Source organism: Shewanella decolorationis (genome assembly GCF_004354305.1).
In the GTDB taxonomy this organism is placed as follows: Bacteria; Pseudomonadota; Gammaproteobacteria; order Enterobacterales; family Shewanellaceae; genus Shewanella; species Shewanella decolorationis.
On record NZ_CP037898.1, the window covers coordinates 1,724,444 to 1,741,470 of the forward strand.

A 17,027-nucleotide genomic window follows, 5' to 3' on the forward strand; every position below is an offset into this window, starting at 1 on the left:
AAGATGTATAAGTGCTTTAACTCAATCAAATATTGATGAAAAAGTTGCAAACACAGGGACTAACTGCGAAGTTAGCATCGTTAACTTATTTAATCATTTGTGCATTAAAGGATGGCCAGCCATGGATACAAATAAATTACTCTTAGTTATTATTGCGATTCTCTTGCCACCCGTTGCGGTATTTCTAAAAGCGGGCGCTGGCAAAGATTTATTAATTAATATCGTACTGTGTTTATTTTTCTGGTTTCCTGGTTTGCTCCATGCCTTATGGGTAGTCACTAAGGAATAGCACTTTCAATGAGCCAATAAAAAGCGCAACCTAGATGGTTGCGCTTGTTTTACGGTAAACAATCGCGCTAATTAGAATGCCACTGTATAGCCGATAGTAGCTGTGCGGCCCATACCTTTGAAATAACGATCATTTGTACCCATGGTTTGTGAGTAGTAGTTGAAATAATCCTTATTAAACAGGTTTTGTACGCCTAAGGTTAAACTGCCAGTGTAGAGCGGCATAGAGAATGACGCATCGACAGTAGTGTAACCATCAAACTCGGCATATTTTGCACCTGTGGCATTTTCAAAATCACGGTCCATAAAGTAGTTTGCTTGAACACGTGTCGACATTTCATTATCGAAGTTATGGGTCCAGAACAGGTTAATACGATTCGGTGAAATGTTTGCACCATCGAGATCGGTATCAACTTTATTATCACCATTGACATCGTATTCACCCCGTTGAATCGCCAGATTCATGCCCAGATCGTCATTGCTTGTCAGATAAGCGGTGATATTAGCTTCGATACCGTCAATCACACTCTTCTCACGTTTTACATCGTAAAAGCCGTCGCTATTTAGGGCTAAACGGGCACCGTAATCCGTTGCCGAGCGGTAGTACGATATTTTTGCGCTCAAGAATTCACCTTGGTAATCAGCCCCTAACTCAACGTTGTCCGTTACGATTGGTGTTAACGCTAAGGAATCACTAATGCTTGGGTTGGCGCCAGGGAAACTTTTTCCGTCACGTAGAATACGGCCAATGTCTGGCATGCCAAAACCTTGGTTGTAGCTAGTGTAGATGCGAATATCCGGCGTGATTTTATAGGATACGCCAACATTGAATAAGGTTTCATCGAAGGTAGCGTCGCCCCCTGCAATTTGCTTATTGCCTGCACCATAGAGGGTTTTATAGTCATCCACACTCAGTTTGGCATGTTCATAACGAACGCCGGCGGATAAAGTTAAATCTTTAATTAAATCATAGTCTAACTGCAGGTAGGGCGCGAAGTTATCATAGGTACTTTCAGGCACCCAAGAGAAACCCGTTTTAACCAAATCTTGCTCGGTTGTATCGCGGAACAGGTCAATACCATAGGCGGCATCGATACCCATATCGGCAATGTTTTTAGCGATTAAGGAGGTTTTTAGTCCCCATTTAACCGAAGAGTTGCGCGATTGCTCGTAGTATAAGTGTTCGCCCTTGCTGTTAACCCCACATTGCACAACTTGATCACTACCTTCAAAGGAAGGATCGTAAAAACTATCGAAACACCCTCCACCGTATACGGCTTGGAAGTCCTGGTTAAACAACTGCATGCTAAGTTGTTGACCGGCAATGTTCTCGTGGGTGTAGGTGAGGCTAGTTGTGGTGACTAGGTTGTTGGCCGCTTCCCAGGGTTGCTTTTCTTCCACTCCACTTGTTGGGATACCGTTGGCTTTATCGCCAGGCACAGCCATCCAGTCGCCATTGTTATCCATGTTGTAGTGGTTAACCATCAACTCTAAGCGCGATTCGGCAAAGTTGTGTCCGAGTTTGATAAAGAAGTCTTTGCTCTGGCTGTCCATAGACTCGCCTTGAGTGGTGTCCACCCCAATCACATCGTGGTTGGCATCGTAGTACACGCCGTTATTGCGATAGCTCACCGAACCCAACATATCGATCAGTTCGGATTCGCCCGAAAACGCATAGCTGGCACCAAAACTTACACCGTTAGATTTGAGCGAATCGGGCACAGTGGCATCGAAGCTAACCACGTGCTGGTTATCACCCGTGGGTTTTTTGGTGATGTAGTTGATGATCCCGCCCTGCGCGCCTAAGCCGTGCATCGCATTGGCGCCGTGGATAATTTCGATACGCTCGATCATCGCAGGGTCGATTGTTTGCCCTGAGCGGCCACCGCTACGCAGCGGGTTGGATTGAGGCACACCATCGATCATGATTAATGGCGGACGGCCACGCAGGGTTTCGCCCGTGTTGCTCATCTTCTGGCGGCTGGGTGAAAAGCTTGGCGCTAAGTTACCGATAATGGTCGATAAATCTTTAGTGGTGCGGAACTGCTCTTCGAGTTGCACACGGTCGATAATGGTCACTGTATTGGGAATAGAGCTTGGCGATTTATCCATGCGGCTCGCAGTGACAGTGATTTTTTCGATGTCTTTATTCTTATTCGTTCCCGTATCAGGAGCTTCTTGAGCCGCTGCGGATTGGGTGAGGGCGGCAAATACGGCGAGGGCAACAAACGAGGTTTTGAACGTCATATAACTTCCTGCTAAGGGCGAGTGAGTTTGCTTCACCGTATCCTTGGCATCAGACTATTCCGTTAAACAACATTGCAAATGATAACGATTTTTATTGCTGCCGATTTTAAGGGAGTGAATTGGGCTTGTCTAGTCGAGTTGTAAATAAAATGCGTAGGAAAAGTGGCAATTTTTAGGGGTTGTGATTCGCATTACAAATAGGTGTATTTAGCTTGATGGTTTGTTTGTAGGCTGAGCCTCCGATTTGTTGCCGAGTCGAAGGAAGATTATAATGGCGGCCTTTTTCTCGCCTTGGTGCCCATATGAACCGTAAAAAGAAAATTAATCAAACGCTTAAGCAGAAGGCGAAAAAGGCCAATGCCAAGTTGCATAGCAGCAATAAGCCTAAATATGTTTCTAAAGCTGAGCGTGCGGCGCAGGCCATCGCGGCAGAAACCGAGATGACGCAGCCCATTGAACAATCCGCAGAGCTCGTCGCTAACGAGAATGCTTAACCGACCAACCCTTTACCTAGGGTCTATTACTTAGGGTCTAAATAGTCGATTGGATTTAAGTAAAACGCCTTCTTATATCCTTGGGTTGAGGTGTCTATCAGCCAAGGTCTAGGCAATAGGCTGACAATGGAATAGTGCAAATGGGGTGGTTTGCCTTGGGCGTTCCCCGTTGTGCCGACGGTACCGAGCACATCTCCGCGCCCCGCAAATAAACCTGTCGATGTATCTATGTTATCGAGGTGGGCAAAATAGTGAATTTGCCATTTAGGGCCGAGTCCCACGATAACCTTACCGCCCTTAAAAAACTCCCCCTTATACAAAAGTAACAAGGGCGTTGGTGCGATCACGGGCGTATTGGCCGCGGCAAAAATATCAATGCCTTTGTGGGTGCCTGAACTGCCCCAGGGTTCATACCAAAAGGTTTGGCTATTCCAGTCCTTATTGCTAGCGCCTTTGACTGGGATGACGGGCTGTTCTGGCACTAGGCACCCTGCAAGAATAAAAAGCAGCATGGCGAGCGTGATAAATTTGAGCTTCATTTTGACCTCGGTATAAATCTGTTAGTGAAACTCACTGAATTCGCGCCAATTAGCGGGATACTGACTGCGCTCGGCCTCACTGAGTGATAACCAGTAAGGCCGCCAAAACGTATCGCACCAAAACTCAATATTGCCCTGCAGACTGCCGAGTGAATCAGGATCGACATCGGGAAAGCTTTCCCACGGTGCAGGTGGTGCGGCTTTAAAGGTGATAAGTTGTGACAATAGCTCGGCATCGTTGCTGATCAGTAGTACACAGACTCCTGCAAAATCAGCATATTGATGTAGAAAAACATGGCTTGGCCTTTGGGCATGGTGCAAGACGCCACTATATACCGCATCGCAACTGGCTTCTGGCTCAAATCCTGTGTCGCTGAGTAAGGCATCGAGTCGTTGTTTATCTTGCTTGTTCAACAAACAATGGATTTGATAGGCGGCGAGATCGGGCTGCATCGCGGGGGTGACGATGGGATAAACTTGTTGGCAAGACAAAGACAGGCTTGGCGCTAGTGTTTCGCTAAAAATCATTTGGGGATCAGTAGCCTGTGATTGTGGCTTTGCTTTAGGACTTAACAGGTTCTTTAACCAGTCGAGAATAGCCATATTTACCTCTCTGACATTCATAGGTTAAGGGAAGCCGCTGGTTGGTTAACTTGGATTTTCGACGCCACATTCTTCTTAACACATCCTTCCATGCTTCCCTCCATAATCATGGCCGCGGGAGCTTCCCAGCGTAACCAGCCCTTGGTACGTGGCGCATTGATATACCACAGGCCGTCGCGTTGCACTAAGGGGAAAATCTCCCGTGACGGCGCAAAGGGGCCGGGGTTTTGCTGGGCAATTTCGATACTGGTTTCTGTGACCTTGGCGATAATGGCGACATGGCCATAAGGGTTAAAAATCCATGGCGCGAATACCAGTAAGTCATCGGTCATCGGCTTGCTTTGGCTGCCATTGGTATATTGCCGCAGGGCGCGTTTTTCATTCCAGCTCGCATCAGGCAACAGGTCATTGAAGAAGTCTTTAGCGTGACCGAAACTGTCGGGCATTTTATGCTGATAACGCAGGTAAAAGTAACGTTTAACGAACTCTACACACTGGTATTTGATACCTAGGTTATAGCCGTCGAGGGAGAGGTTGCGCCCCTCGTTAGTGTTGACGCCGCCGTTATAAAAAATTTCGACGCCATTGAGCGAGTCGAGCACATCACCCACTTGGTAGTCGGTATTTAAGTTATAACGAGTCAGCCCGTAGTAGCCGAGATAACCAAGGCCGCAGACTAGGCTCACTGTGAGTAGCAATAAACGAAAACCCTTCAGCATCTTTAGTTCTACATTCTCAAAAGATAAATTGATTCAGCAGGATACAAAGTCGGATTGTATGCTGTTGTCGCTAAAAACGTCTAGGCGAACTGGCGGTTTGCTGGGAGCTTAATACTTTCGTTGGGCTATTGGTGGGGAGATCCTTAGCGGCGCAATAGTTAAGCACCGCTTAAGGAGGCATCGGCTATGACTATTTGTTGGAGGCGAGTTTGACTGGAACCACTTCAAACTCGGGCCTGTCTTTGGGCAAGTATGACTTCCACCACCCTTGATTGAGCGCAGGGCTGTGGGCTAACTCATTGAGGTTAATCCCTTGGCCAAACTCAGGGGTCAGCAGGGGTACGGCATAGGCCTTCGCTGCAGCGGCAATCCGCTCTAAGGGTTCATACCAACTGTGCAGCGCTAGGTCGAAACTGCTGTTGTGGATTGGGATAAGGTATTGACCTTGAAGATCTAAATGCGCTCGTAGCGATTGCTCAGGTTGCATATGGATATCGGCCCACATCTCATCGTAGGCGCCAGTTTCGACTAAGGTGAGGTCGAAGGGGCCAAGTTTATCGCCAATTTTTTTAAAGCCATTAAAATACCCTGAGTCGCCACTGAAAAAGATATTTAGTTCAGGGGAATGAATCGCCCAAGAAGCCCACAGGGTTTGATTCTTATCCCTAAGTCCACGGCCCGAAAAATGTTGCGCAGGGGTGGCGGTAAAGCGCACACCTTGGTGTTCGGTTGCTTGCCACCAGTTGAGGGCGACAATTTTTTCCTTAGGAATGCCCCAACCAATAAGATGCTTATCGACGCCCAGTGGCACAATAAACTTCTGAGTGCGCGCGGCGAGAGCTAACACGCTCTGCTTGTCTAAGTGGTCATAATGATCGTGGGACAAGATAATCCCAGCGAGCGCCGGAATGTTTTCGAGCTCAATCGGCAGAGTATGGAAACGTTTTGGACCAAACCATTGGCTGGGTGAGGCTCGCTTTGAAAACACAGGATCGGTCAACCAATACTGACCATTGAGCTGTAACAGCACGGTCGAGTGGCTGATTTTATACAGCATAGGAGTGTCATCAGCCGTTGCTGCCAGCTGCATTGGCTGAATCGGTAGCGGCTGGTTTGGGCTCTTATCGGGAATGCGTTCAGTGACATAACGCCATAAAATGGCTGGTAAATTACCGTCACCACTTTGAGTGTTTGGTGCTTCATTACGAAAGCGCTGACCCTCTGACGGGCTAATTTCAATGATATTGGGATCTAAGGTCATAATAACGCTCCCGAGTAGCAGTAGGGCCAAGGTGATTTTAAGTCGCATTGTAAGTTTGATAAAAGTAAACTACACAGTGTAGTTTACTCGCGGTTGTGCAAAAGTAAACTCAATAGTGTAAAATATCGGCAAATATTTTGATGGTGTACCGCAATGGTAGAAAAAGCAGTAAAACTGACACATTCCCAACAGAAGCGTTTGGCGATCCTCGACGCGTCACAGGAAGAATTTATGGTCAATGGTTTTGCCGGCGCCAGCATGGATAGAATTGCCCAGCGTGCCAATGTCTCCAAGCGTACCGTTTACAATCATTTCCCCAGCAAAGAAGTGTTATTCGAGGCGACAACAAGTGACCTGTGGGCGCGCACCAAGGAAGCGGCCACCTTGGCATTCAATCCCGAGCAGAGCCTTGAGTCTCAATTGCAACAGATTGCGCGCCGCTGCTGGGAGTTGTATCAGCAACCGGATTTCCTGCGCGTGGCAAGGGTAGTGATGGCCGAGTTTATTCGCTCACCGGTTCAAGCGACTGAAGCCATGGAACGATTAGCTAAGCAAGAAGGTGGATTAGAGGCGTGGCTTGCCGGAGCCGTGGCCCATAAGGCATTAAAAATCGATAATATCCCACTGGCAGCTACTCAATTTTGGGGCATGTTTAAGGCATTCGCCTTTTGGCCTAAGTTGTTCCATATGAAAAGCCATGAGGAGTACCAACAAGATATTATCGATGCCAATATTCGTATGTTTCTCGCCATGTACCGTGCGTAGATTTCGCTTGCTTCAATAAACAATACTTAAGTAAAAAGATCGGACAGGCATATCTTTTCTTCCTTAAAAACTCGGGTAATAACACTAGCGTCAAAGGAATACGCCATCTCCTCGGAGAGCGGCAGGGCATTGGTGTTTGTTGCGTAATCTAGGTATGGTTGTTCTCGTGCTGCTGATCCCTAGCGAAATAGAAAATGTCAGTATGATGTATGGAACATCATTGGCCATGCACTTCACGCCCTGGTCGATTAGCCTAAACTTGCCCTGATATTTGCAATAGTTATAAAGAGTTTGTTTTCAGCATCTTGAAACGCTTGAAATCCATAGCGTTCATAGAAGTGTTTGGCACCGTCTTTGGCATCAACGATAACAAAGGGGAACGCTACGCTGTCACTGGCAGCTAATAGTTTTCGGAGTGCATCAATAAGCAGCCACTCGCCAAAACCTTTTCCTTTATATCTGTCATCAACAGCTAAACGAGCAATAAGACCACCAGAGGTTGAAGATTGGTGTTTCTTCTGTAACTTCTCAGGCAATGCCTTCAAATCAATCGGGGTCATCGTTAGGGTGTAAAAGCCAATGATATGGGCGTTGTTATTATCATCTTCCAAAACGAAGGTTCTGGTGTTGTCTTTCTTGGCTTGCTGACTCGCCATGACTTTAAAGTAATTATTGAGGGCGTCGGTGCCACAATTGAAACGGTTCCTATCGTGCTTGTCTTTGTCGAGAAGTACCGTGTTCATTATTGGGTTTTACGCTCATAACGCTCTGATGCCAATTTGAGTTTGGTATTGACTACCGCTGGCTTATCGAGCGCTTCCATCAGCAATACCGCATCAGCTTGGTTTAGCTTTAGAGTTTGTTCACGCTCAATCACTTGTTTTGCTTTTTCGATTGCTGCATTCAAAACAAATGAGTTAATACTGGACATACCAGCGATAGCAGCAGCCTTTGTGAGTAAATCTTGAGTATCGACATCAACTCTTGCGGTGATGCGAGGCAAAGTCGTTGCCATATTTTTATCTCCTGTTGTGTCAAACCGTCACATGGGTATTATGGTGGCAAAGTGTTCAATGCGCAATCCTTGTGTCACTTTGGCACACTAACTAACCCAACCACTTAAAAGCTTTGTTTGACTAAGAAGCGCCATTCCCAGCTGTTGACTGAATCCCCTCCTGTGTAAGGTACTGAAAAATCGATATGGGCGACGTTGCCGTAACTGGAGCGGGAGGAATAAATTCGTGCGCCTATACCAATACTGGCAAGCGGGCCGCTGGCCTCGTTATTAGCCGCTAACGGGCCGCCTGAGGCTTGGCCTACATCTGCAAAAACCGCCCAGCCGAGTTCGGCTAATTGGTATAGGTTGATATTGGGATAATTACGGATTTCGGCGGTGAGTAACCATTGGTTATCGCCCTGTTGATATTCGTTGGGATAACCGCGTACCCCGGTTTCATCGCCCAGCCCTTTAGTGAGGTCGAGGTAAGTATTATTCGATACACTCGCCCACGCCTTGCCATAGGCTATCCATTTAGGATTGATTTGATAGAAGTACTCGGCCTGAACATTGGCTTGATAGGTATCTTTTTGAGTGGTGCCTAAGGTGCTGGTGGCACCCATTTCGAGCAACCATAAATGCTCATCAAATTTATAACCACGGGTAGTTTGCCATTTAAAGTGGTAACCCACGGGCTGATTGTCGCCGATATCATTGGTTTCGATACCGAGTTGAATATAGTGGTGCCAACCTAAGTTAAAGTCTTCGTTATTACGAATAAGATGCACATTATTGAGTACCTGAAAGTCATCCTGAATAAATTCATAGGCGACCCACGGATACATAAAGTCCCTACCCTGCGGTAGCTCTGATGTGGGGTAAACATCAGAATTGGCAAACTCGTGCTTGTCTTGGGTAAAGCCAGCAATAAAGCGAGACAGATTGTCGTTGCTTCTGTTGAGTAACCAGCCATATTGCAAATTGAGATAATCAACAGTGTGGGCAAACTCGTTCACCTCTTGGCCGTTCTGCCGCAAGATATCGGTACGGCTATCATCCAAAAACTCTGCCGAATACATGGTCTCTGTATTCAATGAATAGAATGGCTTACTCACATATACATGCTTTGCTTGGCCGTCGCTATTATCGTAAAACTCGGCGGCGACAATGCCGTGATCGATAATGCTGAGGGGAGCCTCGAAGGCAAATTTATAACCAGTACGGGATTCATTTGACTGATACTTTAAGCGGGTACGGATACCTGTACCTAAAAGGTTATCTTCTTTCACGCCAAAGGAATAACGAGTGTCACCGCCAGAACTACTAAAACTCGCCGTTGGGAGTAGCGACCAATTATCCCAAGTCTCAATAACGACTGACTCGTCATCGGGATTGGCATCTGCATCGGGATCCTTCTCACTCACATAAATTTTAGCATCACGAATATAAGGTTCGGCGCGCAGCAGACGTTGGGATTCATCGAGATCTTTTTGGGTGACAGTATCGTTTTCACTAAAGGTCAGTTTGTCGCGAACCACATATTCCTTAGTATTGATATGCAGATAGTTTGCCCAGCGGTGGATAAAAAACGCATCAGGATCGGACTCATCGAAGATAGGGTTACTGACAACCACAATCTTACTAACCTTTTTCGGGGTCTCAGCGGTTGCCGTTTTGGGCACGGCCTCATCCGCTCTGGCTAGGTTGACTAGACCACAGAGGCAACAAGGTAGAATCGATGCATACAGGGTAAACTTCTGCATAAAACCACTCCCGTAAACTGGATGGCGACAGCTTAAGATTCTGCTGTGCTTCACAATTTAATAACACACGGGAAGTGGCGATTAGTCAAGGAAACATTTTAATAAGATTATGATTTTACTTAAGGTTAATTTAAGAATCGGGCTGGAGTTGGCGCCAGCCCTGAGAGAGGGGATGTTATAGCGTACGTCTTGGTGGTACCACGACGTTGGCAAAAATCAGTCCGGCGATAAGCGACATAAAGATCAAAAAGATCTGCGATCCAATATGGGATTGGTTAAGCATAGTTTCGCCGGAGATCAGCGCGTTCAGCCCTATGTAGGTTTTACTGCCGGGCACTAAAATCACAATACCTTGCAGCAGTGCAATTGAGGCGGGCGCCTTCATCCAACGGGCGAAGAGATTGGAATACACTCCTACCGCCAAGGCGCCGAAGAAGATCCCCACAGAATCCCCAAAAAAGTGCCCGCCTAACATGGCGGAGAAGAATGCCACTATCCCCGCTAGTACGCCCCAAGGTGAATCTTGCATCCGCGCCTTAAAGATAAACACCAGTGCCATCGAGAGAATCGGTACCGCCGACCAAATCGCCCAGCGTGGTAAGCCCTCAGGCTCTATATGAATGGCTTCACCGAAGAAGGCTTTACCTATTGCCATCCCCAGCACAGCACCAAAATACAACTTAAACAACAACATACTGGCATCCATAATCCGCGCTGTGCCCGAGATCAGGTCGCGTGCCGCCAGTTCCGCCAACCCTAAGGTTAGGGCTAAGCCGGGAATAAAGATGATGATGGAGGAGAGGATCACCACCGGAATATTAATATTGGGGTCGATGCGGGCAATGGCGCAGGCGGCAATCGCGCAGACGATAGTTGCAAAGGGCTCTAACACTTCTGCCATGCGCGTCGAGCGCTCGGCGCGGTACACAAAGCCATAGACCAGCAAGCCTAACAAGCCCGACCAAAAGACATCATTCCACCCTGTGCCCATCAACATGGCAAAGGCGGCCGCCGAGGTGCCAAAGGAGAAACAGGTTAATGCTGGGCCGTAGGGGTTGGGTTTGTTGGCGATTTCCTCTAGCCTGTCTAAGGCTTCGGTGAGTGTGCGTTTGCCCGAGGTGAGCTCATCCACTAGTTCATCGGTGCGAGCGAGGGAGCCTAAATCCAATTCGCCAGGTTTAACCCGCGCAACATGGTTATATTCTTGATCGGTATCGTGTTGTAATACGAAGGTCATGGAGGTCGGCGAGATTAAAAAATAACCTTCGATTCCGAGCGTCCGTGAGACGGTTTGCAAATGGGTTTCAAGACGGTAAGCGGGAGTGCCGAACTTATGTAAAGCCTTGCCTAGCTTAATGATAAATTTACGCTTTTCGAGAAACTGTTCGTTATCCAATCGGGCTATTCACTGTATAAAAAGTTGTAAGAGATCACGCGCGCATATTAACCTATCTTGTCGCTAAAAGGTTAATGGCTTTTAAGCTTAATACAAATAAATTGCTGAATTTTTGCGGCAAATGCCGCGGTTATGTTAATCAAAAAGGGAATCGCTATGCCGTTGATGGTAACAGGGTTTTACGCCAGCTTGACTGGGTTGTTGATAATAGCGCTGGCTTATCGAGTGGTGAAATTAAGACGAAGCCAAAAAATCGGGATTGGCGATGGCGGTAACAATGCCTTGGCGCTGGCTGGCAGGGTGCATGCGAATCTGATTGAGAATGCGCCCATCGTATTGATTTTAATGTTGGTGGCCGAGGCGGGTGGTTTGGCGCATTTCTATTTGCATTGTTTTGGTACTGTGTGGATTGTGGCACGCTTGCTCCATGCAATAGGGTTAACTCAGGGGAAAGGCGGTTATCATTTGGGCCGTTTTTGGGGCGTGTTGCTCACATGGTTAGTGACTATCAGCCTAGCCTTGGTCAACTTAGTGCATTTTGCCCAAAGTTTATAACCACTGAGATAGGGTAATGGCCGTCTAAGCCATATCCCTAGCCACTTTAGGGGTATTGAGTACATTGGTGCAAATACCCCTAAAAACACCTCGGCTGCTGTTTTTTTAATCGCACTTATCCCTGTTTGCCTGCTATACTCCGCGTCCCTAAATCGGTGCGGCCCGTTTTTGCCTGCACCTTTGTTTGACATTACGCTTTTGGGTCAAAATCGATGCAAGTTGAATCCACACTGTTTAGCCATCCCAAGTATTGGGCCGAGTGCTTTGGCACTGCGCCTTTTTTACCTATGTCTCGCAAGGAGATGGAGAAATTAGGCTGGGACAGCTGTGACATTATTATTGTCACTGGTGACGCCTATGTGGATCACCCAAGCTTTGGCATGGCGGTCATTGGCCGGATGTTAGAAGCCCAAGGCTACCGCGTCGGGATTATTTCTCAGCCCGATTGGTCTAGCAAAGATGCCTTTATGCAGCTTGGTCGCCCGAATCTATTTTTTGGTGTCACCGCCGGCAACATGGATTCGATGATCAACCGTTACACCGCTGATCGCCGTATTCGTAGCGATGATGCCTATACTCCCGGCGATGTGGGCGGTAAGCGACCCGACCGCGCCGTGACCGTTTATACCCAACGTTGTAAAGAAGCCTTTAAAGATGTGCCAGTGATCATTGGCGGCATCGAGGCGAGTCTGCGACGTATCGCCCACTACGATTATTGGTCGGACAAAGTTCGTCGCAGCGTGATTTTCGATGCCAAGGCCGACATCTTGATGTACGGCAACGCCGAGCGTCCGCTGGCTGAAGTGGCGCGTCGTTTAGCGGCGGGTGAAGCCATTGGGGATATTCAGGATGTGCGCGGCACAGCGGTTATCCGTAAAGAGCCTATGCCAGAGTGGCGAGGTATGGATTCTCGTAAGATCGACCAGCTGCATAAGATCGATCCTATCCCGAACCCCTATGGCGCCGACGATGTGGGCTGCGCCAATTTATCAGGCCCATCGGATGTTAAAATTTTCGATAACGATGCGCCAAAGCCTATCAGTGTGCAGCCGCCACGCCCTAAGCCTTGGGATAAAACCTATGTGCTGTTGCCTGCCTTTGAAAAGGTCTCTGAGGACAAATATTTATACGCCCATGCCTCGCGGATTTTGCACCAAGAGCAAAACCCGGGGTGCGCGCGAGCGCTGTTCCAGCCCCACGGTGACCGTGGCGTGTGGGTGAACCCACCTGCTTGGCCGCTCAATACCGACGAGATGGATGCCGTGTTCGATTTACCCTATAAAAGGGTGCCGCATCCTGCCTACGGTAAGGAAAAAATCCCCGCCTATGACATGATCAAAACATCGATCAACATCATGCGCGGTTGCTTTGGCGGCTGTTCATTCTGCTCGATTACCGAGCATGAAGGCCGAATTATCCAGAGCCGTTCACAAGAATCAATTATCAAAGAAATCAAAGATATTCAGGATAAGGTGCCCGGTTTTACTGGGGTGATTTCCGACTTAGGTGGCCCCACCGCTAACATGTATCGCCTCGGCTGTACCAGTGAGAAAGCGGAGAAAACCTGTCGCCGTTTATCCTGTGTCTATCCATCGATTTGCGGCCATTTAGGCACAGACCATAAACATACTATCGACTTGTACCGCGCGGCTCGTGCTGTGCCCGGCATTAAGAAAATCTTGATTGCTTCGGGTGTGCGTTACGACTTAGCGATTGAAGATCCTGCCTATGTCAAAGAGTTGGTCCAGCACCATGTGGGCGGCTATTTGAAAATCGCCCCTGAGCATACCGAAGAAGGGCCGCTCAGCAAGATGATGAAACCCGGCATGGGCGCCTATGAAAAGTTTAAAGAGCTGTTTGATAAGTTTTCTAAGGAAGCGGGTAAAGAGCAGTTCCTGATCCCTTATTTTATTTCGGCGCATCCGGGCACGACCGACGAGGATATGTTAAACCTCGCGCTCTGGCTGAAGGAGCGTAAGTTTAAGCTCGACCAAGTACAAAACTTCTATCCATCGCCAATGGCAAACGCGACGACCATTTATCACACTGAGTTGAACTCGTTGAAAAACGTCAAGCACAGCAGTGAAGTGGTGCCAGTGCCGAAGAAAGGCCGCCAACGCCGCCTACATAAGGCGCTGCTGCGTTACCATGATCCAGCAGGTTGGCCGATTATCCGTGAAGGCTTGATTGCCATGGGACGTGAAGATTTGATTGGTAACAGTCCGAATCATCTCGTTCCACCAGAAGGGCGCAACGAACGAGGCCCGAAATGGATGAAGGATGCTAACCAAGGGCAAAAAGCCCTGACACGCTTCTCGGGTAATCAGTTTGATGAGCGTAAAGGCAAAGGCGATGCCAAGGGCAAACCGAGCGCAAGCAAGCCTAAAGGACCCAAGTCTGGTGCGAATGCAGCGCAAAATCAGCAGCCTAAGAGCAGCCGTCCGGGGGCTAAGGCACCTTTTGGTCAGTCTGGCTTTAAGGGAAAATCTGAGCAGGGTAAAGCTGGGCACCAAGGCCGCGGAAACAAAGCCTCTTCAGGCCGTCAGCACGCTAAGTAACGGCGAAAAAAAGCCACTCCAGTAAACCTATTTGGAGTGGCGCAGAGATGATGGTAAACCAGCGGTACCATCCAATGAGTGTGTGGCGAGCGTTTGTAGACGGAACGTGCGCCGCACCTCAGTCTCAAATGGGCCCACGGATATGAGGAACGTGAGCCACTATCCCTCAATGTACGGGAGAGCCTGATGAAGACTTTCCATTCCTAAAAGAAGTAGTTAATCCCTACCGCAAAGCCATTATCTTCTTGCGCTTCGAGTGCTGGATCATCCATGTCACTGAAATCTAACTTCATTTCGGCAAACATCACAGTGTCGTTACTGTAACGGTAGTGCAGGCCAAGCATGGCGAATTGGCGGGTCCATTTGCCTTGGATGGGCGTGCTCGCATCTGTATCTAAGTCCAAATAGCTGAGGACAATCATGGGCACAAAGCCATTATCGAATTGGTAGGCCGTCATCAACTCGGCACCAGTGGCATCGTAGAGGTCGCCGCCGACCAGCTCATTGTTCTTACTCTGATGGGCGTTAAAGCCGACGTAGAGACCACTGGCTTCGCGGTTATCGGCATAGTGGTAATAGTCACCATACATGGCGCCGATACCGACGATTTCGTTGGTTTCATCGACTTGCGTATTACCTAGGTGGCCTTCAAAGTCGCCACGGTTAAAGCCAGCGAGCAGTTTAAATTTGTCGGTGAGTGAGTAGGTCAGGCTGGCACCGTAACTGCTGTCGAAATCGAGTTCAGAGTTAGCCATCTCGCTGCCGTCATCGTTTTTCAAGGTGACATCACCATTGGTTTTGGCGGCGTATTGCAGGGCAATTTGCACTGGGCCAAAATTATTGCGGTAAATAAAGGCGGAGTCGGCGCGGCCTGTTCCGGTTAAACCGCCATCGCTAAAGGCGTAGGCGCCGACACTATATCCGGCGAAGACGTTCGGTAAATCCGTGGTGCCTGCGACATCGTAGTAAGCGCCCCATTGTTTACCAAAGCTGAGGCTACCCCATTTATCGTGGGACATACCGACATAACCTAAACGGTTGTAGAGGAAGTCTTCGGTTTTTTCGGCGGCCAGTTTGCCACCTTGCATCACTAAACTGTCATCGCTGGACACCATGTTGATGCCCCATTCCGTGGTGGCAAAGGCGGTCCAGCCATTTCTCTCGCTGCGTTCAAAGCTAAATCGTACTCGGGAGGAGTCATCAATTACTGAGGTATCGTGGCTGTCGTTAAGTGCCGCGAAGCCTAACCAACCACTTAAATCTAATGAGTTTTTTTGATCGTTATAGAGTTCAACCGCTTGGCTGCTGGTGGCGGCCAACAGCATAGGTAGCATTAACGCGATCCATGTTTTTTTCATAGTTCCACCGAAATTAGGCAAGTTTTGTCTGGGGACCTTAGGCACTGTGGCTTAAGGTCCCTGAAGACGGATTGGTTTTATGTTTCTTATCTAGTAATGGGTGAGAATTGCAGGGGAGACGTGCTCACGCTGCTTTGATCTCAGCTGTTGGTGTTTTATTGGAAATCACCCCGTAGATGGTCCAACCGAAGAAGGTCGCGATAGCGCCTAACATCACGGCGGTTTCACCAGAGCTATAGAGGGCGTAGAAGCTATACAGGGCGCCGATAATCGCAATCACGTTGGCGACACGGGCCTTGTTCGCTGGTACTTTGAGTTGTTTTTGCATCACGCCTAGGGCTGCCATCGACAGGATGTAAGGCACAATGTTAGTCACTACGGCGAGGTTCACTAGGGCTTCAAACTGTTTGCTCAGTGATGGACTGATGGTCATCAAAGACAGCAAGGTTTGAATCGAAACGATGATAGTCATACCCCAAATTGGAGCATCGGCTTTACTGACCTTAGAGAACACTTTAGGGAAGAAACCTTCATCGGCAGAGGCTTTAAACACTTGCGCGATAGTGAACTGCCAACCCAGCAGTGAGCCGGTACAGGAGATAATGGCGCAGGCCATGACGATTTTACCGACCACAGGGCTAAACATTTGCGCAAAGGCTAAACCGAATGGGGCGTTTGAGCTGGCAAGCTCGGCGTTGGGTACAATACCGGCAATCACGTTGGTTGAAACAATATAGATAAGTGCTGCACCTAAGGTTCCGCCCATTACGGCGATAGGTACGTTTTTCTCTGGATTATCAACAGCCTCTGAGTTAGCGCAAGCCGATTCTAAGCCAAGGAATGCCCATAAAGTCATCGCGATTGAACCGCCTAAGGCTTTGAAGAAAGGCATATCATGTGGGTTCCAAGCGCCTTTGTAGAGGTCGATGTCGAACCAGAACCAACCGATTAATGACACACCAATTACAGGCAGAATAATCCCCCACACGGTCACACTACTCACGCGACCCGTAATGCGGGCGCCACCAAAGTTAGCCACTGTTGCTAACCAAAGCACGCCAATGGTGGCAAGACAGATAGCCATTGGGCTTAAGTTCACTTCGAGCAGTACCGCGGCATAGCCCACGGCGGAGATAGCGATGGCGACGTTGGCGATAAGTAGCGAAACCGCATAGGTGTAGTTCGCCATAAAGTTACCGCTGCGGCCAAAGGCATATTCGGCGTAACCGCCCATACCACCGGATTTTTTACTGAACATACCGCACTTAGCAAAAGCAAAGGCCAGCGCGGTTGAGCCAGCAGCGGTAACAAGCCAAGAAAGCACAGAGATAGTACCGACTTGCGCTAATTGGGTGGGCAACATAATAATACCTGAGCCCATCATATTGACTATGGTAATAATCGTTAATTGGATAACGCCAATTTTATTTGCTGATTTACTCATAATAATGACCTAATAATATAATTCATTATAGAAGGTTGAA

The 17,027-nt window shown here is 48.3% G+C and carries 16 protein-coding genes; 5 read left to right on the forward strand and 11 right to left on the reverse strand.

The features are described 5' to 3' along the window. Positions 1-121 precede the first annotated feature (121 nt). Complete coding sequence (locus EYR25_RS07960; protein ID WP_133179179.1) at positions 122-289, forward strand: YqaE/Pmp3 family membrane protein; 168 nt, start codon at positions 122-124, stop codon at positions 287-289. A gap of 71 nt (positions 290-360) precedes the next feature. Here the strand turns inward: EYR25_RS07960 and EYR25_RS07965 are convergent, their stop codons facing one another. Next, positions 361-2,535: a TonB-dependent receptor gene (locus tag EYR25_RS07965; protein ID WP_133179181.1), complete on the reverse strand. Its 2,175-nt coding sequence runs from the start codon at positions 2,533-2,535 to the stop codon at positions 361-363. A 302-nt stretch (positions 2,536-2,837) separates the two neighbouring features. Between EYR25_RS07965 and EYR25_RS07970 the strand changes: the two genes are divergently transcribed. Beyond that, positions 2,838-3,029, forward strand: a complete 192-nt coding sequence (locus EYR25_RS07970; protein ID WP_023265982.1) for a DUF2986 domain-containing protein — start codon at positions 2,838-2,840, stop codon at positions 3,027-3,029. A gap of 26 nt (positions 3,030-3,055) precedes the next feature. On the opposite strand, the gene EYR25_RS07975 is transcribed toward EYR25_RS07970, so the two are convergent. The 4 genes from EYR25_RS07975 to EYR25_RS07990 form a co-directional block, all read right to left on the reverse strand. Continuing rightward, on the reverse strand, positions 3,056-3,568 hold the full coding sequence (locus tag EYR25_RS07975; RefSeq protein ID WP_133179184.1) for a M23 family metallopeptidase: 513 nt from the start codon (positions 3,566-3,568) through the stop codon (positions 3,056-3,058). A 21-nt stretch (positions 3,569-3,589) separates the two neighbouring features. Then, entirely contained in the window at positions 3,590-4,171 is a 582-nt protein-coding gene (locus EYR25_RS07980; protein WP_133179186.1) for a hypothetical protein, read from the reverse strand. 17 nt (positions 4,172-4,188) lie between these two features. Then, complete coding sequence (locus EYR25_RS07985) at positions 4,189-4,890, reverse strand: CHAP domain-containing protein (RefSeq protein WP_133179188.1); 702 nt, start codon at positions 4,888-4,890, stop codon at positions 4,189-4,191. 190 nt (positions 4,891-5,080) lie between these two features. Then, positions 5,081-6,151, reverse strand: a complete 1,071-nt coding sequence (locus EYR25_RS07990; RefSeq protein WP_133179190.1) for an MBL fold metallo-hydrolase — start codon at positions 6,149-6,151, stop codon at positions 5,081-5,083. 153 nt (positions 6,152-6,304) lie between these two features. Here EYR25_RS07990 and EYR25_RS07995 point away from each other — a divergent pair, with 153 nt between their 5' ends. Beyond that, positions 6,305-6,916 (forward strand): TetR/AcrR family transcriptional regulator, encoded by a 612-nt coding sequence (locus tag EYR25_RS07995; protein ID WP_023265987.1) that lies wholly within the window; start codon positions 6,305-6,307, stop codon positions 6,914-6,916. Positions 6,917-7,164: 248 nt separating this feature from the next. On the opposite strand, the gene EYR25_RS08000 is transcribed toward EYR25_RS07995, so the two are convergent. The 4 genes from EYR25_RS08000 to EYR25_RS08015 form a co-directional block, all read right to left on the reverse strand. Beyond that, positions 7,165-7,662, reverse strand: coding sequence for a GNAT family N-acetyltransferase (locus tag EYR25_RS08000; RefSeq protein WP_133179192.1), 498 nt, complete (start codon positions 7,660-7,662; stop codon positions 7,165-7,167). Further along, positions 7,659-7,931: a type II toxin-antitoxin system TacA family antitoxin gene (locus tag EYR25_RS08005; protein ID WP_133179194.1), complete on the reverse strand. Its 273-nt coding sequence runs from the start codon at positions 7,929-7,931 to the stop codon at positions 7,659-7,661. The genes EYR25_RS08000 and EYR25_RS08005 overlap by 4 nt, the downstream gene beginning before the upstream one ends. Before the next feature lie 104 nt (positions 7,932-8,035). Next, positions 8,036-9,676: a BamA/TamA family outer membrane protein gene (locus EYR25_RS08010; RefSeq protein ID WP_133179196.1), complete on the reverse strand. Its 1,641-nt coding sequence runs from the start codon at positions 9,674-9,676 to the stop codon at positions 8,036-8,038. A 175-nt stretch (positions 9,677-9,851) separates the two neighbouring features. Further along, the gene (locus tag EYR25_RS08015) at positions 9,852-11,072 is read right to left on the reverse strand and encodes a threonine/serine exporter family protein (protein ID WP_011718608.1); all 1,221 of its coding nucleotides are present in this window, start codon (positions 11,070-11,072) and stop codon (positions 9,852-9,854) included. A 156-nt stretch (positions 11,073-11,228) separates the two neighbouring features. On the opposite strand from EYR25_RS08015, the gene EYR25_RS08020 reads away from it, so the two are divergent. Further along, positions 11,229-11,627, forward strand: coding sequence for an MAPEG family protein (locus EYR25_RS08020; protein ID WP_086904098.1), 399 nt, complete (start codon positions 11,229-11,231; stop codon positions 11,625-11,627). Positions 11,628-11,839: 212 nt separating this feature from the next. Beyond that, positions 11,840-14,185 (forward strand): YgiQ family radical SAM protein, encoded by a 2,346-nt coding sequence (locus tag EYR25_RS08025; RefSeq protein ID WP_133179198.1) that lies wholly within the window; start codon positions 11,840-11,842, stop codon positions 14,183-14,185. A gap of 203 nt (positions 14,186-14,388) precedes the next feature. Here EYR25_RS08025 and EYR25_RS08030 read toward each other — a convergent pair whose 3' ends face one another. Next, positions 14,389-15,543: a porin gene (locus tag EYR25_RS08030; RefSeq protein ID WP_133179200.1), complete on the reverse strand. Its 1,155-nt coding sequence runs from the start codon at positions 15,541-15,543 to the stop codon at positions 14,389-14,391. 124 nt (positions 15,544-15,667) lie between these two features. Continuing rightward, on the reverse strand, positions 15,668-16,987 hold the full coding sequence (gene potE, locus EYR25_RS08035) for a putrescine-ornithine antiporter (protein WP_133179202.1): 1,320 nt from the start codon (positions 16,985-16,987) through the stop codon (positions 15,668-15,670). Positions 16,988-17,027: the final 40 nt, after the last annotated feature.